A 25706-nucleotide genomic window follows, 5' to 3' on the forward strand; every position below is an offset into this window, starting at 1 on the left:
AGCGCCGCCTCCGGATCCGCATTCCGGCCGCTCCGGTATCGCACGGCCGAACAACGCCCTGGAGGAGACACGTGACACTTCCGGTAGCAGTCATCGGGGCCGGCCCCTACGGCCTGTCCACCGCCGCTCACCTGCGGGCGCGTGCCATTCCGGTGCGTGTCTTCGGTGATCCCATGGTGGCCTGGCGGGAGCACATGCCGGCCGGGATGCTGCTGAAATCCACACCGGCCGCCTCCAGCATCGACGCCCCGCAGCCGGGACACACCCTGTTCGACTTCTGCCAGGAGGTGGGGGAGCGGCGCTTCGAGTCCGACTGGGACGCCATCCCGGTGGAGACCTTCGCCCGCTACGGGGAGTGGTTCCAGCGGCGCCTGGTGCCGGACCTGGAGCAGGTACGGGTGGTGTCGGTGGAGCGCCGGGAGCGCGGCGGCGGGTTCGAGCTGAAGCTGGACTCCGGTGACCAGTTCGCCGCCCGGGCGGTGGTGGTGGCCACCGGGCTGACCGGCTTCGCCCGGATGCCGGCCGAGCTGGCCGCGGCGGTGCCGGACGGCCCGTCCGCCACCGGCCCCATCTCGCACAGTTCGCACCACCGGGACCTGTCCGGCTTCGCCGGCAAGGAAGTGGTGGTGGTCGGCGCCGGGCAGTCGGCCCTGGAGAGCGCGGTGCTGCTGGCCGAGGCCGGGGCCGCCTCGGTACGGGTGGTGGCCCGGCGGCGGGGCGCGGTGCGCTTCGGGGCGGCCCCGGACGGGCAGTCGCCGCTGAAGCCGGACACCCCTTTCGGGCGGGCCTGGTCGCTGTACGCCTTCTCGTACCACGCGGACGGGTTCCGCCATCTGCCCGCGCAGGCCCGGGAGTACCTGGTGCGGCGGGTGCTGGGGCCGCTGGGCGCCTGGTGGCTGCGAGAGCGGTTCATCGGGCGGGTGCGGGTCACCGAGGGCAAGCGGGTGGCGCGGGCCCGGGTGGAGGACGGCCGGCCGGTGCTGGCCCTGGCGGACGAGCGGGGCTGGGAGAGCGAGCTGGTCGCCGACCATGTGATCGCGGCCACCGGATACCGGGTGGATTTGGCCGCTTTGGAGTTCCTGGGCGGCGGTCTCCGGACGCGGCTGGCGGTGAGCGCCGGCGGGCCCCGGCTGGGCTCCGGATACCGGTCCTCGGTACCGGGGCTGTTCTTCACCGGGCTGCCGGCGGCGGCCAGTTATGGGCCGGTGATGCGGTTTGTGTGCGGCACGGAGTACGCGAGCCCGCGGGTGGCGCGGGAGGTCGCGCGGATTTAGTGGGGTGTGCCCCGGGGCCGTTGTCCGGCGGTGACCACGCCGGGCAACGGGCGGACGGGTGGGCGGAAACCGCGCCGAAGGCGCGGCCGCCGCACGGCGGGACGGCCGTACGGACAGGGGACCCGGCGGTGATCGACAGCCGACCGGATACGCTGACTTTTGGTGAAGACAGCGACACATCGACAATCCCCGTGTCCGTAGGCAGACAGGAGTACCCCTCGTGACCGTCGTCGAGCCCTTTGGGCTGAGCGTGCGGGACCAGGCTCTTGAGGCCGATGTCCAGGCTGGTCTGGCCGCTGTCGAGGAGGGCCTGCTGGCCGCCTGCAAGAGCGATGTGCCGTTCATCACCGAGGCCGCCCAGCACTTGGTCAAGGCCGGCGGCAAGCGCTTCCGTCCGCTGCTGGTGATGCTGGCCGCCCAGTTCGGTGACCCCTACGCCCCGGGCGTGGTGCCCTCGGCGGTGGTGGTGGAGCTGACCCATCTGGCCACGCTCTACCACGACGATGTGATGGACGAGGCCGAGGTGCGCCGTGGCGTGGACAGCGCCAACGCCCGCTGGGGCAACTCGCTGGCGGTGCTGACCGGCGACTTCCTGTTCTCCCGCGCCTCGCGGATCCTGGCCGACCTCGGCCCGGAGGCGGTCCGCATCCAGTCCGAGGCCTTTGAGCGCCTGGTCACCGGTCAGATCCTGGAGACCGCCGGTCCCCGGGACGGCCGCGACCCCATCGACCACTACCTGGATGTGCTGGCCGGCAAGACCGGCTCGCTGGTGGCGGTCTCCGGCCGCTACGGGGCCCTGATGTCCGGCGCCGACGAGCAGGTGGTGGAGATCCTCACCCACTACGGGGAGCGGCTGGGCATCGCCTTCCAGCTGGCCGACGACGTCCTGGACATCACCAGCGACTCCCATGAGTCCGGCAAGACCCCGGGCACCGACCTGCGTGAGGGCATCGCCACTCTGCCTGTGCTGCACCTGCGCGCCCGGGCCGCCGCCACCGGCTCCCCGGAGGACGTGGAGCTGTGCCGGATGCTGGACGGCGACCTCACCGATGACGCCCTGCTCGCCGAGGTGCTGCGCAAACTGCGCGTCCACCCGGCCCTGGAGCAGGCCCGCCGGGACACCGTGCGCTATGCCGAGGAGGCGCGGACCACCCTGGCCCCGCTGCCCTCCTGCACCGCCAAGGACGCGCTGGTGGCGCTCTGCGACGCGGTGGTGCACCGGGCCGGCTGACGGCCCGTCGGCAGCCTTGCGGCGGACCGGGGTGGACGGGGTGTCCTACCCGAGAGGTACACCGAGTTGATCCCGTCGGCTGATGACGGCGGCCGGGCGCATTGGTGGAATGGGTGGTGACTTCCCGGGGGGAGAACCTCCGGAACTCCCGCGCCGGCACCGAGCGGTCGGGGCCACAATGAGCCTTGGTGCAGGACGTGTGAAGCACTCGACGACCGCCGCCGACGACGGAGGTAAGCAGATGTCAGCACGGATCCAACCGAGCCGCCGGGCGGTTCGCTATGCGGTGCCGGTCGCGATCGCCGGTGTCGCCGCGGCGACCATCGGCATCGGCTCGGCCATCGCCAAGTCCGGTGACCCGGACCTGCCGAAGATCAGCGCTCAGGACCTGATAGCCAAGGTGGCCGGCTCCGATGTGCAGCGGATGTCCGGATCGGTGCGGGTCACCTCCGACCTGGGACTGCCCTCGCTGCCCGCCGGGATGTCCTTCGGGACGGGCGGCAAGGGCGCGCACGGCGGCGGCTCCGCCGACCCCCAGGCCAAGCTCACCGAGTTGGTCTCCGGCACCCACACGCTGCGCCTGGCCGCCGACGGCCCGGACAAGCAGCGGGTCTCCATCGTGGAGCGGGCCGCCGAGTACAGCCTGATCCACAACGGTGATCAGGTCTGGGCCTACGACAGCGGCACCAACACCGCGTACCACTCCACCCAGGCCCGTCACCAGGACGCCGGGAACGCCCCGGCCGCCGCCTCCCCGCAGGAGCTGGCCAAGAAGGCGCTGGCCGCGGTGGACGACACCACCTCGGTGTCGGTGGACGGCACCGCCAAGGTGGCCGGGCGGGACGCCTACCGGCTGACCATCAAGCCCAAGCAGGACGCCACCACCATCGGCGCGGTGCGTATCGCGGTGGACGCCAAGAACGGCACTCCGCTGCGCTTCACCGTCTCCCCCAAGGGCGGCGGCAAGGCGGCCCTGGACGCCGTCTTCACCAAGATCTCCTTCAACAAGCCCAGCGCCTCCTCCTTCGACTTCACCCCGCCCAAGGGCGCCAAGGTGACCGAGGGCAAGAACGAGGGCAAGAACGAGGGCAAGGCGAAGCAGCACCAGAGGGACGCCAAGGGGCAGCACGGCGATTCCCGGGTGATCGGCAAGGGCTGGACCTCGGTGATGGAGCTCAAGGGCGCCGACAAGGGCATCCGTCCGCAGGCCGGCAAGGGCGGCAAGGACGCGTCCCGGGCGAACCAGCTGCTGGACAGCTTCGGCAGCAAGGTCAATGGCTCCTTTGGCTCCGGACGGGTCATCAGCACCCGGCTGGTCAATGTGCTGCTGACCGACGACGGCCGGGTCTACGCCGGTGCGGTCGACAAGGACACGCTGGTCAAGGCCGCGGACGGCAATGCCGGCCGGTAGTTCCACGGCCATTGAGACGGAGGGGCTGACCAAGCGCTACCGCGGTGGTCAGCTCGCCGTCGACGGGCTCGATCTGGTGGTGCCACGGGGGAGTGTCTTCGGCTTCCTGGGGCCCAATGGTTCCGGCAAGACCACCACCATCAGGATGCTGATGGGTCTGATCGAGCCCACCTCCGGGGTGGCCCGGGTGCTGGGCGAGCCCATGCCCCGCTCGGGCGGGCGGGTGCTGCCCAGGGTGGGCGCGCTGATCGAGGGGCCCGCGCTCTATGGCTTCCTCAGCGGGCGCGACAACCTGGTGCGCTTTGACGCCGCCGACCCCACCGCCGATCCGCGCACCCGTGCCGCGCGGATCGGCGCCGCGCTGGAGCGGGTGGGTCTGACCGCGGCCGCGGGCAAGAAGGCGCGCGCCTATTCGCTGGGCATGAAGCAGCGGCTCGGCCTGGCGGCCGCGCTGCTGCGGCCGCGTGAGCTGCTGGTGCTGGACGAGCCCACCAATGGCCTGGACCCGCAGGGCATGCGGGAAATCCGGTCTCTGGTAAGGGAGTTGGCGGAGGAGGGCACCACGGTCTTCCTCTCCTCGCATCTGCTGGACGAGATCGAGCAGGTGTGCAGCCATGTGGCGGTGATGGCCCAGGGGCGGCTGCTGACCCAGGGCACGGTGCGGGAGCTGGCCTCCTCGGTACGGGGCCGGCTGGCCGTGACCACCCCGGACCCCACGGAGGCGGTGCGGGTGCTCAAGGAGCACGGGGTGAACGATCTGACGGTGCGGGGCGAGCAGGTCACCGGCGAACCGCCGGCCGAGGAGGACCTGGCGGAGCTGAACGCGGCACTGGTGCGGGCCGGGGTCAGGGTCCGGGCCTTCGGTGCCGAGCGGGTCTCGCTGGAGGACGCCTTTGTGGCGCTGACCGGAGAGGGTTTCGATGTCGCGGGCTGAGGCGTCGCGGGCTGGGGCCGTGCCGGAGGAGCGGAGCGGCCGTCGTTGGCGGCTGTCGCTGTTCGGCAGCGAGGTGGCCACGGTGTTCCGCCGGTGGCGCACCCTGGTACTGCTGGGGGTGCTGGCGGCCGTCCCGGTGCTGATCGGGGTGGCGGTCAGGATCCAGACGCACGACGGTGGCCAGACGGCCCGAGGGGGCGACGGCCAGGGGCCGGCCTTCCTCAGCCAGGTCACCAACAACGGTCTGTTCCTGGTCTTCGCGGCGCTGGCCGCCACCCTGCCGTTCTTCCTGCCGATGGCGGTGGGTGTGGTGGCCGGGGACTCGGTGGCCGGCGAGGCGAACAGCGGCACCCTGCGCTATCTGCTGGTGGCGCCGGCCGGCCGGAGCCGGCTGCTGCTCGCCAAGTTCACCGCGACCATGGTCTTCTGCCTGGCCGCCACCCTGGTGGTGGCCGTTTCCGCGCTGCTGGTGGGCATGTTGCTGTTTCCGCTGGGCGAGGTGACGCTGATCAGCGGCACCACGGTGTCCTTCGGCGAGGGACTGCTGCGCGGGCTGCTGATCGCCGGGCTGGTGGCGCTGTCCCTGGTGGGCATCGCCGCCCTGGGGCTGTTTGTCTCCACGCTCACCGGCAGCGGGGTCGCCGCCATGGCCACCACCGTGGGTGTGGTGATCACCGTGCAGATTCTGGACCAGTTCCCCCAACTGCACGCGATCCAGCCCTATTTGTTCCCGCACTACTGGCTGAGCTTCGCGGATCTGCTGCGCGATCCCGTCTATCCGGACCAGATCTGGCGGAACCTGGGGCTGCAGGGGCTGTACGCGGCGGTGTTCGGCTCGGCGGCCTGGGCCAGGTTCACGGTGAAGGATGTGCTGTCCTAGCCGGTTGTGGGCGTGACCTGGGGGGCTCCCAACTTCGCTTGGTGAGGCTGATGTTGGGAGCCGCCCCGGGGTCTGTCAGGAGCGGATTTCGGACTCCGCGTTCCGCTTCTGCCCGTCGGTCGAGTCGGCCGGGCCGGCCGTGGCGGCCTTGGTGCGGGCCGCGTCCAGTTCGGCCCGGGCGGCCCGGCCGGCCCGCAGTCCGTCCCAGGTGAGCAGGGCCAGTGCCAGCCAGACCAGGGCGAAGCCGGCCCAGCGCTCGGCGGGCATGGCCTCATGGAAGACCAGCAGCCCCAGCGCGAACTGGAAGACCGGCGCCAGGTACTGGAGCATGCCCATCACCGACAGCGGCAGCCGGACGGCGGCCGCGCCAAAGGCGATCAGCGGGACGGCGGTGATCAGGCCGGAGACGGCCAGCAGCGCGGCATGGCCGGCCCCGGCGCTGAGGAAGCCGCTCCTGCCCTGGGCGCCGAGGAAGACCAGATAGCCCAGGGCGGGCAGGAACTGCACGGCGGTCTCGGCGGCCATCGACTCCAGGCCGCCCAGCGCCACCTTCTTCTTCACCAGGCTGTAGGTGCCGAAGGAGGCGGCCAGCCCCAGGGCGATCCACGGCGGCTTGCCATAGCCGATCGCCAGGACCACCACCGAGGCCGTCCCGATGCCCACGGCCGCCCACTGCACCGGCCGAAGCCGTTCGCGCATCACCAGCACGCCCAGGGCGATCACCACCAGCGGGTTGATGAAGTAGCCCAGCGAAGTCTCCACCACATGGCCGGAGTTGACGGCCCAGATGTAGAGGCCCCAGTTGGCGGAGATCAGCGTGGCCCCGGTGGCGACCAGCGCCAGCCGGCGGGGCTGGCGCAGCAGCGGGCGTATCCAGGCCCAGCGGCGGGTGACGGTCAGCGCGACGGCCACCGTGACCAGGGACCACACCATGCGGTGGGCCAGGATCTCCACCGGACCGGTGGGCCGCAGCAGCGGCCAGTAGAGGGGGAACAGGCCCCAGATGGCATAGGCGGCGGTGCCATAGAGGAAACCGGTGCGGGCCTCGCTGCGTGGGGTATCCGGTTGGATCACGGTTCCCTCCCTGGGGTGGTACGGCGGTGCGACCCGGTGACGGTAACGCCCGGGGGAGGGGCATGTCATGTGCGTGCCCGGAAACGGTCATGTCCGGGGGCCGGCGGCCTCCCGCCCGGCCGCTTCCCGGGCGGCGTGTTCCCGGGCGCGTAGCCGCCGTACGGCCGTGGTGACATCGAAGGGCAGGATGGTCACCGCCACATTGGGCAGCTGCTCCAGGGTCTTGGCCATCTGCTCGCCGGTGTCCCGGTGCAGCAGCCGGCCCAGCGGGGTGGAGTAGATACGGCGCGGGATCAGCAGGGTGAGCGCGGTGGTGCCGTCGGCGGTGGTGCGGGCGGCCAGTCCGACCACCGCATGGCGCAGCCGGCGGTCGGGGCAGTCCACCAGCTCCAGCGGGACATTGATGCCGGAGACCTGGCTCCAGCGGGACACCAGGTGCCGGGCCCGGGCCTCGTCGATGACGAAGTGCAGCACCCGCACCTCGTCCGGCCGCAGTTCCTGGGCGTAGCGCAGCGCCTTGACGGCGGCCAGGTCCAGGGTGTCCACCAGGACGTATACCCGGTGGCGCTGCCAGCGTGGCCGGTCGGCGGCCAGGGCCGGGACGTGTTCCAGGGCCTCGGCCTCCAGCCGGTAGGTGTGGTTGATGCGGATCAGGGCCCAGACGCCGAGCGGGAAGACCACCACCACCAGCCAGGCGCCCTCGGTGAACTTGGTGATGGCGAAGATCACCACCACCAGGGCGGAGGTGATGGCGGCGGCCAGGTTGACGCCGATCTTCAGCCGGCGGTGCGGTTCCTCGCGGCGCCAGTGGTGGGCGGTCATACCGGCGGCGGCCATGGTGAATCCGGTGAAGACGCCGATGGCGTAGAGCGCCACCAGTTTGTCCACGCTGCTGCCGGTGACAAAGAGCAGGGCCAGCGAGACCACGGTGAGGCAGATGATGCCGTTGGAGAAGGCCAGGCGGTGGCCGCGCCGGGTGAGCTGGCGGGGCAGGAAGCGGTCCTCGGCGACAAAGCTGGCCAGGAAGGGGAAGCCGGTGAAGGGGGTGTTGGCGCCGGTGTAGAGGATCAGCGCGGTGGCGAGCTGGACATAGACCAGGCCGGCGGTGCCCAGCCAGCTGTCGCCGAAGATCAGGTGGGCTTCCTGGGCGATCACGGTGGGGTTGCCGTCGGTGTAGGGGATGGCGTGGGTGTAGTGGGCCAGGACGGAGACGCCCAGCACCATCACGCCCAGGATGGCGCTCATGGTGGTGAGGGTGCGGCGGGCGTTGCGGCCCTGGGGGCTGCGGAAGGCGGAGACGCCGTTGGAGATGGCCTCCAGGCCGGTGAGCGAGGAGCCGCCGTTGGCGAAGGCACGCAGCACCATGAACAGCGAGGTGCCATAGAGCCAGCCGTTGCCGGAGGTGCCCAGCGGGATGGCGCCCTGGGCGTGCACATCGGCGTGCGGCAGGCCGCCGGTGAGGGCCCGTACCAGGCCGATGGCCAGCAGCAGGGCGACGGCGAGAATGAAGAGATAGGCGGGGGCGGCGAAGGCGCGGCCCGCCTCCCGGATGCCTCGCAGGTTTCCGTACATCAGCAGCACCACCACCCCCACGGTGATGGGCAACTTGAGGTTGTCGATGCCGTGGTAGCCGTGGCCCACCAGGTGGGCCAGGGAGATCAGGGCGTCGGTGCCGGCGGCGGTCTGCACCGCGACGGTGACGATGTAGTCGACCAGCAGCGCCACCGCGGCGATCTGGGCGATGCGCGGGCCGAAGTTCTCCCGGGCCACCACATAGGAGCCGCCGGCCCGGGTGTAGACGGAGACCACGTCCCGGTAGGAGAGCGTGAGCAGCAGCAGCACCAGCAGGATGGCGCCGGTGACCGGCATCAGCAGGGTGAAGGCGGCGAGCCCGGTGACCGGGACCAGGATGCGCAGCATCTCCTCGGTGCCATAGGCGGTGGAGGAGATGCAGTCGGAGGCGAGGACGCCCAGTGCCATGGAGTTGGAGAGCTTCTCGTGGGCGAGTTGCTCGGTGACGAGCGGTGGGCCCAGCAGATGGCACTTGATGCGGTAGCGGAGCCGGTCGCGGACGGGTGGTGCGGTTTCGGCCATGCCCATAGCAGAGCTGATACCCCTGCGGTGGCCGGTGAGACGCGTCGGCCGGGCACCCGATCGGTGCCCGGCCGTCGGTTCGCCGTCGGTGGCCTCAGCCGGCGACGGTCCAGGTGTCGTTGCCGGCGAGCAGGGCGGCCAGGTCTCCCTTGCCCTGCTGCTCCACCGCGGTCTCCAGTTGGTCGGTCATCAGGGTGTCGTAGACCGGCCGCCGGACGTCGCGGAAGACGCCGATGGGCGTCTGGTGCAGGGTGTCCGGATCGGCGAGGCGGGAGAGCGCGAAGGCGGTGGTGGGGGAGGCGGTGTGCGCGTCATGGATGAGTACCCGCCCCTCGTTCTCCGCGGTGACCTCCACGACCTCCAGATCACCGGTGGCCTGGTTGCGCACCACGCCCTTGGTGCCGTCCACACCGAAGCGGATGGGCTGCCCGTGCTCCAGGCGGATCACCGCCTCCTGGGCCTGCTGCCCTGCTTTTGAATTCAATCCAGCCTTGAGGGCCTCGAAGGCGCCGTCGTTGAAGATATTGCAGTTCTGGTAGATCTCCACCAGTGCGGTGCCCGGGTGCTCGGCGGCCTGGCGCAGCACCTCGGTGAGGTGCTTGCGGTCGGAGTCGACGGTACGGGCGACAAAGCTCGCCTCGGCGCCGATGGCCAGGGACACCGGGTTGAAGGGCGCGTCCAGGGAGCCCATGGGCGTCGACTTGGTGATCTTGCCGACCTCGGAGGTCGGGCTGTACTGGCCCTTGGTCAGGCCGTAGATCCGGTTGTTGAACAGCAGGATCTTCAAGTTGACGTTGCGGCGCAGGGCGTGGATGAGGTGGTTGCCGCCGATGGACAGGGCGTCGCCGTCACCGGTGACCACCCAGACGCTCAAGTCCCGCCGGGAGGTGGCCAGTCCGGTGGCGATGGCCGGGGCGCGGCCGTGGATGGAGTGCATCCCGTAGGTGTTCATGTAGTACGGGAAGCGGGAGGAGCAGCCGATGCCGGAGACAAAGACGATGTTCTCCTTCGCCAGGCCGAGTTCGGGCATAAAGCCCTGCACGGCGGCGAGGATGGCGTAGTCGCCGCAGCCGGGGCACCAGCGGACTTCCTGGTCGGACTTGAAGTCCTTCATGGACTGCTGGGCTTCGGCCTTGGGCACAAGGCTCAGTGCCTCAGTCATCGATGGCCTCCTTGAGCACGGTGGCGAGCTGCTCGGCCTTGAACGGCATGCCGCTGACCTGGGTGTGGGAGCGGATGTCGGTCAGGGTGGGGGTACCGCCCGTGCCGTTCAGGCTACGGGGGAGGGCGCGGAGCAGGGTGGCGAGCTGGCCGAGGTTCATCTCGGGGACCACCACCCGGCGGTAACGGCCCAGCACCTGGCCGAGGTTGGCCGGGAAGGGGTTGAGGTGGCGCAGGTGGGCCTGGGCGATATGGCCGCCCTCGCGGCGGACCCGGCGGACCGCGGCGGTGATGGGCCCGTAGGTGGAGCCCCAGCCCAGCACCAGGGTGTCCGCCTGGCCGCCGGGGTCGTCGACCGCCAGCTCCGGGACCGCGATGCCGTCGACCTTGGCCTGCCGGGTGCGGACCATGAAGTCGTGGTTGGCCGGGTCGTAGGAGATGTTTCCGGTGCCGTCCTGCTTCTCGATGCCGCCGATGCGGTGTTCCAGGCCGGGGGTGCCGGGCACCGCCCAGGGGCGGGCCAGGGTCTCGGGGTCGCGCTTGTAGGGCCAGAAGACCTCGGTGCCATCGGCCAGGGTGTGGTTGGGGCCGGTGGCGAACTGCACCCGCAGGTCGGGCAGTTCGTCCGTCTCCGGGATGCGCCAGGGCTCGGAGCCATTGGCCAGGTAGCCGTCGGAGAGCAGGAAGACCGGGGTGCGGTAGGTGAGCGCGATCCGGGCCGCGTCCAGGGCGGCGTCAAAGCAGTCGGCCGGGGTCTTCGGCGCGACGATGGGCACCGGGGCCTCGCCGTTGCGCCCGTACATGGCCTGCAGCAGGTCGGCCTGTTCGGTCTTGGTGGGCAGGCCGGTGGACGGGCCGCCGCGCTGGATGTCCACCACCAGCAGCGGCAGTTCGAGCGAGACGGCCAGGCCGATGGTCTCCGACTTCAGGGCCACACCGGGCCCGGAGGTGGTGGTGACGGCGAGCGCGCCGCCGAAGGCCGCGCCCAGCGCGGCGCCGATGCCGGCGATCTCGTCCTCGGCCTGGAAGGTGCGAACCCCGAAGTTCTTGTGCCGCGACAGCTCATGCAGGATGTCGGAGGCCGGGGTGATCGGGTACGAGCCCAGGTAGAGCGGCAGGTCCGCCTGGCGGGCGGCGGCGATCAGGCCGTAGGACAGGGCGAGGTTGCCGGAGATGTTGCGGTAGGTGCCGGCCGGGAAGGCGGAGTTGGCCGGGGCGACCTCATAGGAGACCGCGAAGTCCTCGGTGGTCTCGCCGAAGTTCCAGCCGGCCCGGAACGCCGCCACATTGGCCTCGGCGATCTCCGGCTTCCTGGCGAACTTCTTGCGCAGGAACGCCTCGGTGTTCTCGGTGGGCCGGTGGTACATCCACGACAACAGGCCCAGCGCGAACATGTTCTTGCTGCGCTCGGCCTCCTTGCGGGAGAGCCCGAACTCCTTGAGCGCCTCGATGGTCAGCGTGGTCAGCGGCACCGGGTGGACGTTGTAGGCGTCCAGCGAGCCGTCCTCCAGCGGGTTGGTCTGGTAACCCACCTTGGCCATCGGCCGCTTGGTGAACTCGTCGGTGTTGACGATGATCTCGGCGCCGCGCGGGACATCGGCCAGGTTGGCCTTGAGCGCGGCCGGGTTCATGGCGACCAGGACATTGGGCGCGTCACCGGGGGTGAGGATGTCGTGGTCCGCGAAGTGCAGCTGGAACGACGAGACGCCCGGCAGGGTGCCGGCGGGGGCCCGGATCTCGGCCGGGAAGTTCGGCAGGGTCGACAGGTCGTTACCGAACGAGGCGGTCTCCGAGGTGAAGCGGTCACCGGTGAGCTGCATGCCGTCACCGGAGTCACCCGCGAACCGGATGATCACCCGGTCCAGCCGGCGCACCTCCTTCGTGCTGCCGTTCGCCGTGGGGCCGCGCTGTCCCGCGAGGCGCGACGGCTCCTCGCCCGCGCTGGGCGGGGAGAAGCCTGGCTGTTCGGCTGAATCGGCCTGTTCGGCCGGGCTGCTGACCTGGCTGGTCACTGCTTCGGACCTCCCTCGTGGCGGCGCCGCGCACGCGGTGGTGCTCAGGCGGCGTTCCCATGGCCATCGTACGGGGGAAGGCTTGGGGCGCCCGGGGAGGACTGCTAGAGCCGCCCTGGGACGGCCCGGTGGTTCATCCGGTTTCGCGGTGGTTTGCCGGGCGCCTCCGGCGGGATCCTGGGCCGGCCCCCGCTCCGACTTTGGTCGCAGTCCTGCCGCGATGGGTGGACCCCCCACCTGGGGGCCTGACATTCCTTTGACGCTACGTCAAATGATCATGAACGCAGGTATGTCAGGACCGCCAGAACCCGACGGTGATCCCCGTCACTTGGCGACAGTCCCAGCTTCAGGAAGATATTGCTGACGTGCTTCTCCACCGCCCCGTCGCTCACCACCAGCTGCCGGGCGATGGCGGAGTTGGTCCGTCCCTCCGCCATCAGGCCCAGGACCTCGCGCTCCCGCGGGGTCAGCCCGGCCAGCACATCCTGCTTGCGGCTGCGGCCCAGCAGCTGGGCCACCACCTCCGGGTCCAGGGCGGTGCCGCCCCGGGCGACCCGGACCACCGCGTCCACAAACTCCCGTACCTCGGCCACCCGGTCCTTGAGCAGATAGCCCACGCCCCGGCTGCTGCCGGCCAGCAGCTCGGTGGCGTACTGCTCCTCCACATACTGGGAGAAGACCAGGACCCCGAGCTCCGGGTGGTCCTTGCGCAGCCGCACCGAGGCCCGCACCCCTTCGTCGGTGTGGGTCGGCGGCATCCGCACATCGGCCACCACCACATCCGGCAGCGCGTTCTCGTCCGCCAGCTCGCGCACCGTCTTCAGCAGCGCCTCGGCGTCCCCCACCCCGGCCACCACCTCCAGGCCGCGGTCGGTCAGCAACCGGGTCAGCCCCTCCCTGAGCAGCACCGAGTCCTCGGCGATGACCACCCGTACCCTGTCTTCCACCACGGCCCACGGCCCCCTGAATCGTTGGCAATCCTGGGGCCAAGCATCGCAGGCCGTGGGGGCGCCGGCGTCATCCCCGCTCGCGCCAGGGCAGTTCCGCGGTCACCGTGGTGGGGCCGCCCTCCGGGGAGTCCACCACCAGCAGGCCGTCCACCGAGCCCAGCCGCTCGGCCAGCCCGGCCAGTCCGCTGCCCTGGTCCGTACTGGCGCCGCCCCGGCCGTCGTCCCACACCTGGAGCATCAGCCGGCTGCCGGAACGCCAGACCTCCACCCGGGCCGAACGGGCCCGGCTGTGCTTGCTGATGTTCTGCAGCAGTTCGGAGGCGGTGAAGTAGGCGATGCCCTCGATGGCCGGCGCGGGCCGCTCGGCCAGGTCCACATCGACGGTGACCGGGACGGTGCAGCGGCCGGCCACCGAGGACAGGGCGGCGTCCAGGCCGCGGTCGGTGAGCACGGCGGGGTGGATGCCACGGGCCAGGTCGCGCAGCTCCTGGAGGGCGAGCTTCACCTCGCCATGGGCCTCGTCCACCATCTTGGCCGCCGCGTCCGGGTCCTCGGTCAGCTTCTCCTTGGCCAGGCCCAGATCCATGGCCAGGGCGACCAGGCGGGCCTGGGCCCCGTCATGCAGATCGCGCTCGATGCGGCGCAGATCGGCGGCGGCGGTGTCCACCACCACGCCCCGGTCCTGCTCCAGCTCCTGCACCCGGGCCGCCAGCCGGGACGGGCCCAGCAGCGTCTTCACCAGCAGCCGGTCCACCTGGGTCATGCCGTGCATGATCCAGGGGGTGGCCAGCACCACGCCCAGCCCCACGCCGCAGGTGACGGCGATGTCCAGGGGGCTGTCCAGGTAGTAGGACCGGGTCGGGGTGCTGAACAGGTCCCAGCCCGGCTTGCCCCACCAGGTCGGGTACATCCACTGGTACGCCGGGTAGAGCAGCGCCGCCCAGCCCATCAGCCACAGGGGCAGCGAGATGGCGAAGGTGCACACCGCCCACGGAAAGTGGATCAGCATATAGAGCAGATTCCGCCAGGTGGTGTCGCTCTTGAACAGGCCGAGCGTCCAGCCCGTCACCCCGCCGCGCCGGTTGTCCGTCCGCACCGGACGCGGCGCCTCCACCTCAAGGCCCAGCAGCAGCCGCGCCCGCCCGCGCTCAAAGGCGCCGAACAGCCGGGCCCCGTAGAGCGTGGCGGCCAGGATCGGCAGTCCCACAAAGGTGATCAGCAGGCCGCCGCCGACCGCGATCATTGTCACGCTGTAGACGAAAGCGGCCAGTGCCACGGGGAAGTTGAGCTGGAGGTAGAGGAACTCCCGCCAGGTGCGGCCCGCCAGCGGTGCCCGCAGCACCAAGGGCAGCCGGGGTCCCGGCCGTTCGGCTTCGTAACTCATGGCCATCTGGCTCATCTCGTCCTTCGTCGTCCTGTCGACCTGACACCAAGCCTGGCAAGGCAGGGCCGGCCGGACCATGCGGGGAGTGGGTGTTCCGGGGGTGGGGTTTTCCCCACCCTGGCTAGTCCTTCTCGGCGGTACGGCCGCGCCAGGGCAGTTCGGCGGTGATCACGGTCGGGCCGCCGGCCGGGGAGTCCACGGCGAACAGGCCGTCCACCGAGCCCAGCCGCTCGGCCAGCCCGGCCAGTCCGCTGCCCCGGTCCGTACCGGCACCGCCCTGCCCGTCGTCCCGGACCTGGATCAGCAGCCGGTCCTTGGCCCGCCACAGCTCGACCTCGGCCGAACGGGCCCGGCTGTGCTTGCTGATGTTCTGCAGCAGCTCGGAGACGGTGAAGTAGGCGATGCCCTCGATGGCCGGTGCCGGACGCTCCTTCAGATCAACCCGGACGGAGACCGGGACGGTGCAGCGGCCGGCCACCGAGGACAGGGCGGCGTCCAGGCCGCGGTCGGTGAGCACGGCCGGGTGGATGCCGCGGGCCAGGTCGCGCAGCTCCTGGAGGGCGAGCTTCACCTCGCCATGGGCCTCGTCCACCATCTTCGCCGCCGCGTCCGGGTCCTCCAGGACCTTCTCCTTGGCCAGACCCAGGCCCATGGCCAGGGCGACCAGGCGGGCCTGGGCCCCGTCATGCAGATCGCGCTCGATGCGGCGCAGATCGGCGGCGGCGGTGTCCACCACCACGCCCCGGCCCTGCTCCAGCTCCGCCACCCGTCGCTCCAGCTCGCTGGACGGGGACAGCAGGGACCGCACCATCGCCCGGTCCACCGAGGTCAGCGCCCGGGTCACATAGGCCAGCACCGGCCAGGCCATCAGCAGCGTCACCAGGGTGACGGCAAAGCACAGCACCCCCCAGGGCAGCCGGAGGAAGGCATAGAGCGTGGTCCGCCAGGCCACCGGATCGGTCAGCCGCAGCCGCAGCCGGACCAGCCGCCCGCCCCGGGTCGGCATCGGACCCGGCTCCTCGATCCGCACCCCCAGCAGCGCCCGCGCCCGGGCCCGGGCCAGCCGGCCCAGCACCCGCGCCCCGGCCAGGCCGGCCGCCAGCAGTGGCAGCCCGATCACCGTCACCGACAGCGCCACTCCCGGAAACAGCCACAGCACGGTGTAGACAAAACCGGCCAGACCCTCCAGCAGATTGACCAGCAGATGCGCGACCTCGCGCCAGGTACGGGCGTCATAGGCGGGCCGGGCGGGCGGCGGCCGGTCATCGTCCAGGGCGGGGGCCGGACGGGCCGTGTGTGCGGTGCGGGCTGTGCTCATGCGCCAAGCGTGCCTGCTCCCCAAGGCCGCCCACCATGGGGGCGGTGGGCGGCCCCTGGGTGGGGATAACCCCACCTCCGGCCGAACAGCGCTGCCCGCTCCCCGGCCCACAGGCCATAGACTCCCGTGCGTACGTTTCGTCGAATGTCGATCAATGCGGACGAAAAGCCGCACAGGGAGCGAGGGGCCACACGTGCCGGAGGCAACCGCGGGCATCGCGGACAGCTCCGCGTATTTCGACGGCTATGGCGTCGTGGGCCTGCTCGCCGTGATCGGTGTGCTGTTCGTCTGCGTCGCCTTCGGAGCCGGCCGGCTGCTGCGGCCGGTGGTGCCGACGCCGGAGAAGCTGCTGACCTATGAGTGCGGGGTGGACCCGGTCGGCGAGGGCTGGGCCCACACCCAGGTGCGCTACTACGTCTACGCCTTCCTCTATGTGGTGTTCGCCGTGGACTCGGTCTTCCTGTTCCCCTGGGCGACGGTTTTCGCGGCGCCCGGCTTCGGCGGCGCCACCCTCGTCGAGATGTTTGTCTTCCTCGGCTTCCTGGCCGTGGGCCTGTTGTACGCATGGAAGAAGGGCGTCCTGGAGTGGACGTGACAAGCAAGCTGGGACCGCTGGCCCGGCTCGCCCCCGAGCCGATGAAGGTGGTTCTCAACTGGGGCCGCCGCTACAGCCTCTGGGTCTTCAACTTCGGACTCGCCTGCTGTGCGATCGAGTTCATCGCCGCGTCCATGGCGCGGCACGACTTCATCCGCCTGGGCGTGATCCCCTTCGCGCCGGGCCCCCGGCAGGCGGACCTGATGATCGTCTCCGGCACGGTGACGGACAAGATGGCGCCCGCGGTCAAGCGGCTCTACGAGCAGATGCCCGAGCCCAAGTACGTCATCTCCTTCGGCGCCTGCTCCAACTGCGGCGGCCCCTACTGGGACTCCTACTCGGTCACCAAGGGCGTGGACCAGATCATCCCGGTCGACGTCTATGTCCCCGGCTGCCCGCCCCGGCCCGAGGCGCTGCTCCAGGGCATCCTCAAGCTCCAGGAGAAGATCGCGGCGGAGTCGCTGGAGGAGCGGTACGGCTCCGCCGGTTCCGGCGCGTCGGTGGCGCAGCTGCGCAGCGGGCTGGTGGCGCCGCCCGGGGGTGACGCATGAACCGGCTGCCTGCCGAGGTCACCGAGCTGTTCGGGCCGGAGGCCACCGCCGAGGAGGCGTATGGGCTGCTGACCGTGGACGTCCCCGCCGACACCTGGCTGGAAGCGCTGCGCACCGCCAGGGATGTGCTCGGCTGCACCTTCTTCGACTGGCTGAGCGCCGTTGACGAGCCCGGCACGGGCTTCCGGGTCTGCGCCCATCTGGCGGCGGTCGGCCGGGGCGAGGTACGGACCCTGCTGGTCCGCACCACCGTGCCGCATGACGCTCCGGTGCTGCCCAGCGCCATCGGCGTCTACGCCGGTGCCGCCTGGCACGAGCGCGAGACACACGAGATGTTCGGCGTGGACTTCACCGGCCACCCCCATCTGGTGCCGCTGCTGCTCCCGGAGAACTTCGAGGGCCACCCGCTGCGCAAGGACTTCGTCCTGGCGGCACGGGTGGTCAAGGCATGGCCCGGCGCCAAGGAGCCGGGGGAAGCGGAGCACGGCGGGCCCAAGCGGCGGCAGATGCTGCCGCCGGGGGTCCCCGACCCCAATGAGTGGGGCCCGCTCAAGGGCCAGTTGCCCGCCGCCCCCGAGCGCCCGGCCCGCCGCACCCGCACCACGGGCGAGGGCGCACCGCCGCGCCGGGCGCGCAGCGCGAGCGAGGGTTCGGCGAGCCAGGGCGACGAGGCCCCGGCCCCGCGCCGGGCTCGTAGCGCGTCCGAGGGCTCGGCGAGCCAGCAGGGCGAGGGCGGTGCCCCGCAGGGCGGCGGCGCACCGGCTCCGCGCCGGGCCCGCAGCGCGTCCCAGGGCTCGGCGAGCCAGCGGGCCGAGGGCAGGCCGGACACCGGCCCGGCCGAGGGCAAGGCGCCGGAGGACGCCGCGAAACCGGCGAAGCCGCCCCGTTCGACGGACGCGCCCTGGCACCACGCGCGTCCCGCCTTCGAGGAGGTCCCGCCAGAGGCGCCGTCCGCCGAGGGCGAGGCGACCCGTGGCGAGGGCGCCGAAGACGGACCCGCCCCCGATCGCGCTCCGCGCGCCCCGCATCATGCGCGTCCCGCCTTTGACGAGGAACCGCCGAAGCAGGAGGCCCCGCCCGCCGAGGGCGGGACGGAACACGACGACGACACCCCCGCCGGAGGCGAGGCCGAATGAGCAGCGGCGACACCCTGGACGTGGTGCTGCGCCTGGTGGCCGTGCTCGTCGGGTTCCTGGTGCTGCCGCTGGTGGTCGGGCAGACCGAGCACAAGGTGATGGCCCATATGCAGGGGCGGCTCGGCCCCATGTACGCCGGCGGCTTCCACGGCTGGGCGCAACTGGTCGCGGACGGCGTGAAGTTCGCGCAGAAGGAGGATGTGGTCCCGGCGGACGCCGACCGCCGCGTCTTCCAACTGGCGCCCGCCGTCGCGCTGTTGCCCTATCTGCTGGTGCTGATCGCCATTCCGGTCGGGCCGGGCGGCCAGGTGGGCCGGGTCATCGACGCGGGCGTCTTCTTCGTGCTCGCCGTGATGGGCGTGGGCGTACTCGGCTCGCTGATGGCCGGCTGGGCGTCGGCCAACAAGTTCTCGCTGCTGGGCGGTTTGCGTACGGCCGCCCAGCTGATGGCCTACGAGCTGCCGATGCTGCTGGCGGCGGCGTCGGTGGCGATGGCCGCCGGCACCGTCTCGCTGCCCGGCATCCTGGGTGCCTTCCACTGGTGGTGGGTGCCCTGGCAGATCGTCGGCGGGCTGGTGTTCTTCACCGCCGGCCTGGCCGAGCTGCAACGGCCGCCGTTCGATATGCCGGTGGCCGACTCGGAGATCATCTTCGGTGCGTACACCGAGTACACCGGCCTGCGCTTCGCCATGTTCCTGCTGGCGGAGTACGCCGGGATCGTGGTGCTCTGCGCCCTGACCACGGTGCTCTTCCTCGGCGGCTGGCACGGCCCGTTCGCCGACGGCTGGGTGTGGACCCTGCTCAAGACGATGGTGCTCGCCTTCGTCGTGATCTGGCTGCGGGTGACCTATCCGCGGCTGCGCGAGGACCAGTTGCAGAAGCTGGCCTGGACCGTGCTCATTCCGCTCGCGCTGGCGCAGATCGCGCTGACGGGCGTCGTCAAGGTGGTGATGCAGTGATGGGCATTCCGGGAAGCGGCCTTGCCAAGGGGCTGGCGGTCACGCTGCGGACGATGACGCGGCGCGCGCACACCGCGCAGTACCCGGACGTCCAGCCCGAACTGGCCCCCCGCACCCGCGGGGTGATCGGCCTGTTCGAGGAGAACTGCACGGTGTGCATGCTGTGCGCCCGTGAGTGCCCGGACTGGTGCATCTATATCGACTCGCACAAGGAGACCGTGCCGCCGGCCGTCCCCGGCGGCCGCGAGCGCAGCCGCAATGTGCTGGACCGGTTCGCCATCGACTTCGCGCTGTGCATGTACTGCGGGATCTGTGTCGAGGTATGTCCCTTTGACGCGCTGTTCTGGTCACCGGAGTTCGAGTACGCGGAGACCGACATCCGCGAACTGACCCATGAACGCGACCGGCTGCGCGAGTGGATGTGGACGGTGCCGGAGCCGCCCGCGCTGGACGCGGCCGCCGAGGAGCCCAAGGAACTCGTCGCGGCCCGCAAGGCGGCCGAGAAGGCGCAGCAGGCCGAGCAGGCGCGGCAGGCGGAGAAGCGGGAGGGCCAGGAATGAACGGCACCATGACGCTGGCCGCGCAGGCACACGGTTTTCTCTCCCCGACCGGGGTGGAGATCGCCTTCCTGCTGGTCGGCCTGGTCACCCTGGCCGCCGCGGTGCTGACCGTCAGCACCCGGCAGCTGGTGCACGCCGCCCTGTGGCTGGTGGTGGCGCTCGGCGGCCTGGCCGTGGAGTACCTGCTGCTGACCGCCGAGTTCATCGCCTGGGTCCAGGTGCTGATCTATGTCGGCTCGGTGGTGGTGCTGCTGCTGTTCGGGCTGATGCTCACCAAGGCGCCCATCGGCCGCTCCCCGGACGCGGACTCCGGCAACCGGCTGCCCGCGCTGGCGGTGGCCGGCGTGGCCGCGGCCACCCTGGTCTGGGTGGTGGCGGACGCCTTCCGCACCACCTGGATCGACCTCTCCGGCGCCGTCCAGGGCACCACCAAGGTCTCCGGTGAGAGCCTCTTCCGGTACTGGGTGCTGCCCTTCGAGGCGCTGTCCGTACTGCTGCTGGCCGCGCTGGTGGGCGCCATTGTGCTGTCCCGGCTGCGGCGGAAGAAGGAGGGGGAGCGCTGATGCACCTGGTCTACCCGGCGGTGCTGGCCGCCCTGCTGTTCTGCACCGGGCTGTACGGGGTGCTGGCCCGGCGCAATGCCGTGCTGGTGCTGATGTCGGTGGAGCTGATGCTCAATGCCGTCAACCTCAACCTGGTCGCCTTCGACGTCTGGCTGCGCGACAAGCTGCACGCCGGCCAGGCGCTCACCCTGTTCACCATCGCCATCGCCGCCGCCGAGATCGGCATCGGCCTGGCCATTGTGCTGCTGGTCCATCGCAGCCGCGGCACCGCGGACATCGACCGGCTGCGTGACCTGCACGAGGACGCCCCCGCGGAGCTCGAGGAGAAGGCGGAGGCCGCCGCGTGACCACCACTACCGCGGCCGTGCTGGTACCGCTGCTCCCCTTCCTGGGCGCTGTCGCCGGGATCCTCACCGGCCGCCGGGCGCCCGGCTTCGTCCGGCCGCTGGCCCTGCTGCCGACCCTGGCCGCCGCCGTGCTGGCCGTGCTGGTCGCCTGCCGGCAGGGCGGCGGCCAGGCCGTCGACGCCGCCACCCGGCTCACCCCCACCGGCTCCGTCCCCATCGACCTGGCCCTGCACCTGGACGGCTTCGCCGTGCTGGTGGCGGTGCTGGTCACCGTGGTGGCGAGCTGTGTGCAGCTGTACTCCACCGCCTATCTGCGCGACGACCCCCGCTACCCGTCCTATGCCGCCCTGGTCTCCCTGTTCACCGCCGCCATGCTGGTGGTGGTCTACTCCGGCGACCTGATGGTGCTGCTGGTCGGCTGGGAGGTGATGGGCGTCTGCTCGTACTTCCTGGTCGGGCACTACTGGGAGACCGAGGCCGCCCGCAGCGCCTCGCTCAAGGCCTTCCTGGTCACCAAGCTGGGCGATGTCCCCTTCCTGTTCGGGATCTTCGCGCTGGCGGCGGACGCCGGCACCTTCCGGATCACCGGGGTGCTGCACGCCGTGGCCACCGGATCGCTGAGCCACCCCACGCTGACCGCGCTGCTGCTGCTCGCCGGAGTGGCCGGCAAGTCGGCCCAGTTCCCGCTGCACACCTGGCTGCCGGACGCCATGGCCGGCCCCACCCCGGTGTCCGCGCTGATCCACGCCGCCACCATGGTGGCGGCCGGCGTCTACTTCACCGCCCGGCTGCTGCCGGTCTTCGCCGCCTCCACCGCCGCCCTGCTGGTGCTCGCGGTGATGGCCGCCGTCACCATGCTGGGCTCGGCGCTGGCCGCGCTGGCCCAGGACGACATCAAACGCGTGCTGGCCTACTCCACGGTCGGCCAGCTCGGCTATATGACCGGCGCGCTGGCCGTGGGCGACCGGGGCGCGGCGGTGTTCCACCTGCTCACCCATGGCGCCTTCAAGGCCCTGCTGTTCCTGGGCGCGGGCGTGGTCATCCACGCCGCCGGCACCAACTCGCTGGCCGCCATGGCCCGGATGCGCGGACTGGCCCGGCGGGTGCCGGACGCCTACTGGACCATGACCGTGGCCCTGCTGGCGCTGGCCGCCATCCCGCCGTTCAGCGGCTTCTTCTCCAAGGAGGCCGTGCTGGGCGCCGCCGAGCACGCCGCCCATGGCGAGGCCCCCGGCATCCCGGGCGCGGCCGGCTGGACCGTGCTGCTGGCCGGCCTGGCCACCGCCCTGCTCACCGCGGCCTACTGCGCCCGGCTGTGGCTGATGTGCTTCTGCGGCAAGGACCCGGACGCCGCCGAGCATGGCCGGGAGAGCGCCGCCATGACCGGGGTGCTGTGGGTGCTGCTGATCCCCACCACCGCCCTGGGCCTGGCCGCCTGGAAGCTGCCGCACTGGTTCGACGGACGTTCGCTGGCACCCACCCTCACCACCTCCCTGCTGTCCACCGGCTGCGCGCTGGCCGGCGGACTGGTGATGTACGCGGCCTGGCGGCGCACCCAGGCGCTGGCCGCCCGCGTCCCGCTGGGCGCGGTGGCCGCCGACCCGGACGCCGCCCCGGCCGTCTCCGAGGAGGAGGCCATCGCCACCCACCTGGCCGCCTATGGCAGCATCGCCGGCGCCCAGGACCCGGCCGACCCCGGCCGGCTGCTGCTGGGCCCGCTGCACCGGCACGCCGCCACCGGCTTCCACCTGGACGCCGGCTACACGGCGCTGTTCGTCCGTCCGGTGCGCGCCGCCGCCCGGCTGGTCCGCTTCCTGGACCGCGAGGTCGTGGAGACCTATGTGCGCGGCGCCGGCACCGCCCCCGGGTGGCTGGGCGCGGCCGTCCGCCGGGCCCAGACCGGCAATGTGCAGACCTACCTCGGCGTGCTGTTCGCGGGCTCCGTCGTCCTGGCCGTGGCCGCCGTTCTCGTAGCCTCCGGAGCCTGACCGTGAGTCATACCGTTCTGCAGATCCTCCTCGCTGCGATCCTGGCCCTTCCCCTCCTCGGGGCCGTCGCCGCCCTGCTCCCGGCCCCGCCCGGGCTCAAGGGGCGCGGCCCCGAACAGGCCGTGCTCCGGCACGGCGTCACCGTCACAGGCGCCGTGCTGGTGCTGTCCCTCGCGCTGGCGGCCGGCTTCGACCGGCATCACCCGGCCCGGATGCAGGCCACCACCGATGTCGGCTGGATCCCCGCCCTGGGCATCCGCCTCCACCTCGGCGTGGACGGCGTCTCCCTCCCCCTGCTGGTACTGACCGCGCTGCTCACCTTCCTCTGCGCGCTGCACTCCTACTTCCGTGCGCCCGAGGGCCCGTCACCCAAGGCGTATGTCGCGCTGCTGCTCCTGCTCGAAGGCGGCACCCTCGCCAGCTTCGCCGTCCTCGACCTGGTGCTGTTCTTCCTGGCGTTCGAGATGGTGCTCATCCCGATGTACTTCCTGATCGCCCGCTGGGGCGGGCAGAACCGGGAGCACGCCGCCTGGCGGTTCATCCTCTACACGGTGCTCGGCTCCGTGATCATGCTGCTCGGCCTCCTTCTCATCGGCGTCAAGGGCGGCACCTTCGACATGGTGGCACTGGCCACTGACAACGGGTCCGGTCTGAGCCACTCCACGCAGCTGACCGCCGCACTGGCCATCGGCATCGGACTGGCCGTCAAGGCCCCGATGTGGCCGCTGCACAGCTGGCTGCCGGACGCCCACACCGCCGCCCCCACCACCGGCTCGGTGCTGCTGGCCGGGGTGCTGCTGAAGATGGGCACCTATGGGTTCGTCCGGATCGTGCTGCCCATCACCCCCGATGGCGCGCACACCTTCGCCCCCTACCTGGCCGCCTTCGCCGCCGTGGGCATCGTCTATGGCTCGCTGTACTGCCTGGCGCTCGCCCTCCCGTCGCCCGACCGCCACCCCTCAACGAAGCGCTCCGCGCTGCCCCTTTCACCCGGGGCGGGCGGCGACCTCAAGCGGCTGATCGCCTACTCCTCCGTCGGGCATATGGGCTTTGTCCTGCTGGGCATCGCCACCCTCACCCCCACCGGGGTGAACGCCGCGCTGTTCGCCAACATCGCCCACGGCCTGATCACCGGCCTGCTGTTCTTCCTGGTCGGCGCGGTCAAGGACCGCTATGGCAGCAGCGACCTGGACAGCCTGGCCGGGCATCATGGCGCCGCCCTCTACGGGCGGGCGCCCCGGCTGGGCGGACTGCTGGCCTTCGCCGCCATCGCCTCCCTGGGGCTGCCCGGACTGGCCGGATTCTGGGGCGAGATGCTCGCCATGTTCGCCTCCTTCCACCCCGCCGACGGGCTCAGCCGCCCCGCCTATCTGGTCTTTATGACCCTGGCCGGGCTGGGCACCCTGCTCACCGCCGGCTATCTGCTGATCGTGGTCCGCCGGGTGTGCATGGGCGGCAACGGCGAGCAGCAGGTGCCGCATCCGCTGCCCGCGCTGCCCGATGTCCGGCGGTATGAGTTCGCCGCCTGGTCCCCGCTCGTCGTCCTCACCGTCCTCGCCGGACTCTGGCCCGCCGCCCTGCTCGGCCTCTCCGACCCGGCCGTCAAGCAGCTCCTGGGAGGGGGCAACTGATGCAGCTCGCCTCGGGCGCCATCCAGTCCGTCGACTGGACGGCCGTCGCCCCGCCCGTCCTCACCGCCCTCGCCGCGCTGGCCGTCCTGGTCGCCGACCTCTTCCTGCCCGAGGAGCGCAAGCGGACGCTGGACATCATGGCCCTGGCCGGGCTGGTGCTCGCCGGGCTCTCGCTGCTGCCGCTGCTGGACGGCGACCGGGAGACCTTCTGTCTCAACTCCGGTACGCACGCCTGCAGTTACACCGCCGACCGCTTCACCGTGGTCATCCAGTTCCTGGTGCTGGGCGGCGCGCTGCTGACCGGCCTGCTCTCCGTCCACCAGGTCCGTGAACTGCGCCTGCCCGCAGGCGAGTACTGGTTCCTGCTGCTGTCCTCGGCCGCTGGTGCCGCCCTGCTGCCCGCCTCCCGCGATCTGGCCACCCTGGTGGTGGCCCTGGAGGTGGCCTCGCTGCCCGCCTTCGCCCTGGTCGGCCTGCGGCGCGGGGAACGGCGGTCCGCCGAGGCGGCGTTGAAGTTCTTCCTCTCCTCGGTCACCGCCACCGCCGTCACCCTGCTCGGCGTCAGCTTTGTCTACGCGGCCACCGGCACCCTCCACCTGGCCGATGTGGCCCGCGGCCTGGACCATGTGGATCCCCAACTGGCCGTGCTGGCCAGGACGGGTGTGGCGCTCACCCTGGTCGGCTTCGCCTTCAAGACGGCCGCGGCCCCCTTCCACTTCTGGGTGCCGGACGCCTATGTGGGCGCCCCGCTGCCCATCGCCGGCTACCTCTCGGTGGTCGGCAAGGCGGTCGGCTTCACCGGCCTGATCCTGGTCACCGTGGAGGCGTTCCCCGGCTACGCCGACGTCTGGGGCCCGGCCCTGGCCGTACTGGCCGCGCTCACCATGACCGTGGGCAACGCGGCCGCGCTGCGCCAGCGGCCGGACCGGCCACAGGGCGCGGTACGCCTGCTGGCCTGGTCCTCGGTCGGGCAGGCGGGCTATCTGCTGGTGCCGCTGGCGGCCGCCGGATACGCGGACGACCCGGCGCACGCCGTCGGCTCCACGGTGGCCTATGCGCTGATGTACGCGGCGGTCAACCTGGGCGCCTTCGCGGTGGCCGCGCTGGTCGCCCGGACCAGCCCGGAGAACCGGATCGAGGACTACCAGGGCCTGTACGCCCGCCGGCCGGCGGCCGCGCTGGCGCTGGCCTTCTTCCTGCTCTGCCTGGCCGGGCTGCCGCCGGGCATCATCGGCCTGTTCGCCAAGGTCACGGTGTTCTCGGCGGCGGTGGACGCGGGGCTGGGCTGGCTGGCCGCGGTGATGGCCGTCAACGTGGTCATCGCCCTCTACTACTACCTCCGGTGGACGGCCGTCCTCTTCCGCCCGGCGCCGGAGCCGGCGTCTGTGCCGGAGCCGGCGTCTGTGCCGGAGCCGGAGCCGGCCGCCGCGCGGGTCCCCGTCCCGCTGGCCACCGCCATCGCCCTGGCCGCCGCCGTCGGCGTGGTGCTCTCCGGCGCCCCGCAGCTGGTGCTGCGGTTCGCCTCGGGGGCGCTGCTGTAGTGCCGGGGCGGCGCATCACCCGGACGGCCCGCCGAGGCCCCGGTGCACAAGGGAACTAGCGGCCCCTGCCTGGCGTTGACCAGTTCGAAAGGTTCCACTGGTTCAAGGGTTC

The 25706-nt window shown here is 71.6% G+C and carries 22 protein-coding genes; 15 read left to right on the forward strand and 7 right to left on the reverse strand.

Annotated features, from left to right (window positions below):
* The first annotated feature begins 71 nt into the window (after nt 1-71).
* The 5 genes from ACIHFE_RS11605 (at nt 72) to ACIHFE_RS11625 (ending at nt 5730) form a co-directional block, all read left to right on the forward strand.
* On the forward strand, nt 72-1274 hold the full coding sequence (locus ACIHFE_RS11605; RefSeq protein WP_400105670.1) for an NAD(P)-binding domain-containing protein: 1203 nt from the start codon (nt 72-74) through the stop codon (nt 1272-1274).
* A gap of 220 nt (nt 1275-1494) precedes the next feature.
* Nucleotides 1495-2505, forward strand: coding sequence for a polyprenyl synthetase family protein (locus ACIHFE_RS11610; RefSeq protein WP_400105671.1), 1011 nt, complete (start codon nt 1495-1497; stop codon nt 2503-2505).
* Between the two features lie 241 nt (nt 2506-2746).
* Complete coding sequence (locus tag ACIHFE_RS11615) at nt 2747-3916, forward strand: outer membrane lipoprotein carrier protein LolA (protein ID WP_400105672.1); 1170 nt, start codon at nt 2747-2749, stop codon at nt 3914-3916.
* Nucleotides 3903-4850 (forward strand): ATP-binding cassette domain-containing protein, encoded by a 948-nt coding sequence (locus tag ACIHFE_RS11620; RefSeq protein WP_400105673.1) that lies wholly within the window; start codon nt 3903-3905, stop codon nt 4848-4850. The genes ACIHFE_RS11615 and ACIHFE_RS11620 overlap by 14 nt, the downstream gene beginning before the upstream one ends.
* Entirely contained in the window at nt 4837-5730 is an 894-nt protein-coding gene (locus ACIHFE_RS11625) for an ABC transporter permease (RefSeq protein ID WP_400105674.1), read from the forward strand. Before ACIHFE_RS11620 ends, ACIHFE_RS11625 begins: the two co-directional genes overlap by 14 nt.
* 75 nt (nt 5731-5805) lie before the next feature.
* Here ACIHFE_RS11625 and rarD read toward each other — a convergent pair whose 3' ends face one another.
* From rarD to ACIHFE_RS11660, 7 genes are all read right to left on the reverse strand, one after another.
* A complete protein-coding gene (gene rarD, locus ACIHFE_RS11630) occupies nt 5806-6801 on the reverse strand; it encodes an EamA family transporter RarD (RefSeq protein WP_400106058.1) in 996 nt (331 codons plus the stop codon).
* Nucleotides 6802-6891: 90 nt separating this feature from the next.
* Nucleotides 6892-8898, reverse strand: coding sequence for an APC family permease (locus ACIHFE_RS11635; protein WP_400105675.1), 2007 nt, complete (start codon nt 8896-8898; stop codon nt 6892-6894).
* A 94-nt stretch (nt 8899-8992) separates the two neighbouring features.
* Nucleotides 8993-10060 (reverse strand): 2-oxoacid:ferredoxin oxidoreductase subunit beta, encoded by a 1068-nt coding sequence (locus tag ACIHFE_RS11640; protein ID WP_400105676.1) that lies wholly within the window; start codon nt 10058-10060, stop codon nt 8993-8995.
* Nucleotides 10053-12071, reverse strand: a complete 2019-nt coding sequence (locus ACIHFE_RS11645; RefSeq protein WP_400105677.1) for a 2-oxoacid:acceptor oxidoreductase subunit alpha — start codon at nt 12069-12071, stop codon at nt 10053-10055. Before ACIHFE_RS11645 ends, ACIHFE_RS11640 begins: the two co-directional genes overlap by 8 nt.
* Nucleotides 12072-12346: 275 nt before the next feature.
* Nucleotides 12347-13018, reverse strand: coding sequence for a response regulator (locus ACIHFE_RS11650; protein ID WP_400106059.1), 672 nt, complete (start codon nt 13016-13018; stop codon nt 12347-12349).
* 70 nt (nt 13019-13088) lie between these two features.
* The gene (locus tag ACIHFE_RS11655) at nt 13089-14420 is read right to left on the reverse strand and encodes a sensor histidine kinase (RefSeq protein WP_400105678.1); all 1332 of its coding nucleotides are present in this window, start codon (nt 14418-14420) and stop codon (nt 13089-13091) included.
* Between the two features lie 106 nt (nt 14421-14526).
* Nucleotides 14527-15723 (reverse strand): sensor histidine kinase, encoded by a 1197-nt coding sequence (locus tag ACIHFE_RS11660; protein WP_400105679.1) that lies wholly within the window; start codon nt 15721-15723, stop codon nt 14527-14529.
* Between the two features lie 154 nt (nt 15724-15877).
* Between ACIHFE_RS11660 and ACIHFE_RS11665 the strand changes: the two genes are divergently transcribed.
* From ACIHFE_RS11665 to ACIHFE_RS11710, 10 genes are read left to right on the forward strand one after another with little or no spacing between them, the layout of a single operon-like run.
* Nucleotides 15878-16318: an NADH-quinone oxidoreductase subunit A gene (locus ACIHFE_RS11665; RefSeq protein WP_400105680.1), complete on the forward strand. Its 441-nt coding sequence runs from the start codon at nt 15878-15880 to the stop codon at nt 16316-16318.
* Nucleotides 16288-16869, forward strand: a complete 582-nt coding sequence (locus tag ACIHFE_RS11670; RefSeq protein ID WP_400105681.1) for an NADH-quinone oxidoreductase subunit B — start codon at nt 16288-16290, stop codon at nt 16867-16869. Before ACIHFE_RS11665 ends, ACIHFE_RS11670 begins: the two co-directional genes overlap by 31 nt.
* Nucleotides 16866-18005 carry an NADH-quinone oxidoreductase subunit C gene (locus ACIHFE_RS11675; protein ID WP_400105682.1) on the forward strand — a complete coding sequence of 380 codons (1140 nt, stop codon included), beginning with the start codon at nt 16866-16868 and terminating at the stop codon, nt 18003-18005. Before ACIHFE_RS11670 ends, ACIHFE_RS11675 begins: the two co-directional genes overlap by 4 nt.
* On the forward strand, nt 18002-18964 hold the full coding sequence (locus tag ACIHFE_RS11680; protein WP_400105683.1) for an NADH-quinone oxidoreductase subunit H: 963 nt from the start codon (nt 18002-18004) through the stop codon (nt 18962-18964). The genes ACIHFE_RS11675 and ACIHFE_RS11680 overlap by 4 nt, the downstream gene beginning before the upstream one ends.
* Nucleotides 18964-19524, forward strand: a complete 561-nt coding sequence (locus ACIHFE_RS11685; RefSeq protein WP_400105684.1) for a NuoI/complex I 23 kDa subunit family protein — start codon at nt 18964-18966, stop codon at nt 19522-19524. Before ACIHFE_RS11680 ends, ACIHFE_RS11685 begins: the two co-directional genes overlap by 1 nt.
* Before the next feature lie 8 nt (nt 19525-19532).
* A complete protein-coding gene (locus tag ACIHFE_RS11690) occupies nt 19533-20087 on the forward strand; it encodes an NADH-quinone oxidoreductase subunit J (RefSeq protein ID WP_400106060.1) in 555 nt (184 codons plus the stop codon).
* On the forward strand, nt 20087-20434 hold the full coding sequence (gene nuoK, locus ACIHFE_RS11695) for an NADH-quinone oxidoreductase subunit NuoK (RefSeq protein WP_400105685.1): 348 nt from the start codon (nt 20087-20089) through the stop codon (nt 20432-20434). Before ACIHFE_RS11690 ends, nuoK begins: the two co-directional genes overlap by 1 nt.
* Nucleotides 20431-22422, forward strand: coding sequence for an NADH-quinone oxidoreductase subunit L (locus ACIHFE_RS11700; protein ID WP_400105686.1), 1992 nt, complete (start codon nt 20431-20433; stop codon nt 22420-22422). The genes nuoK and ACIHFE_RS11700 overlap by 4 nt, the downstream gene beginning before the upstream one ends.
* Before the next feature lie 2 nt (nt 22423-22424).
* Nucleotides 22425-24053: a NuoM family protein gene (locus tag ACIHFE_RS11705; protein ID WP_400105687.1), complete on the forward strand. Its 1629-nt coding sequence runs from the start codon at nt 22425-22427 to the stop codon at nt 24051-24053.
* Nucleotides 24053-25594, forward strand: a complete 1542-nt coding sequence (locus tag ACIHFE_RS11710) for an NADH-quinone oxidoreductase subunit N (RefSeq protein ID WP_400105688.1) — start codon at nt 24053-24055, stop codon at nt 25592-25594. The genes ACIHFE_RS11705 and ACIHFE_RS11710 overlap by 1 nt, the downstream gene beginning before the upstream one ends.
* Nucleotides 25595-25706: the final 112 nt, after the last annotated feature.

Origin of the sequence: Streptomyces sp. NPDC052396, assembly GCF_044593195.1 — a bacterium.
GTDB lineage: Bacteria > Actinomycetota > Actinomycetes > Streptomycetales > Streptomycetaceae > Streptomyces.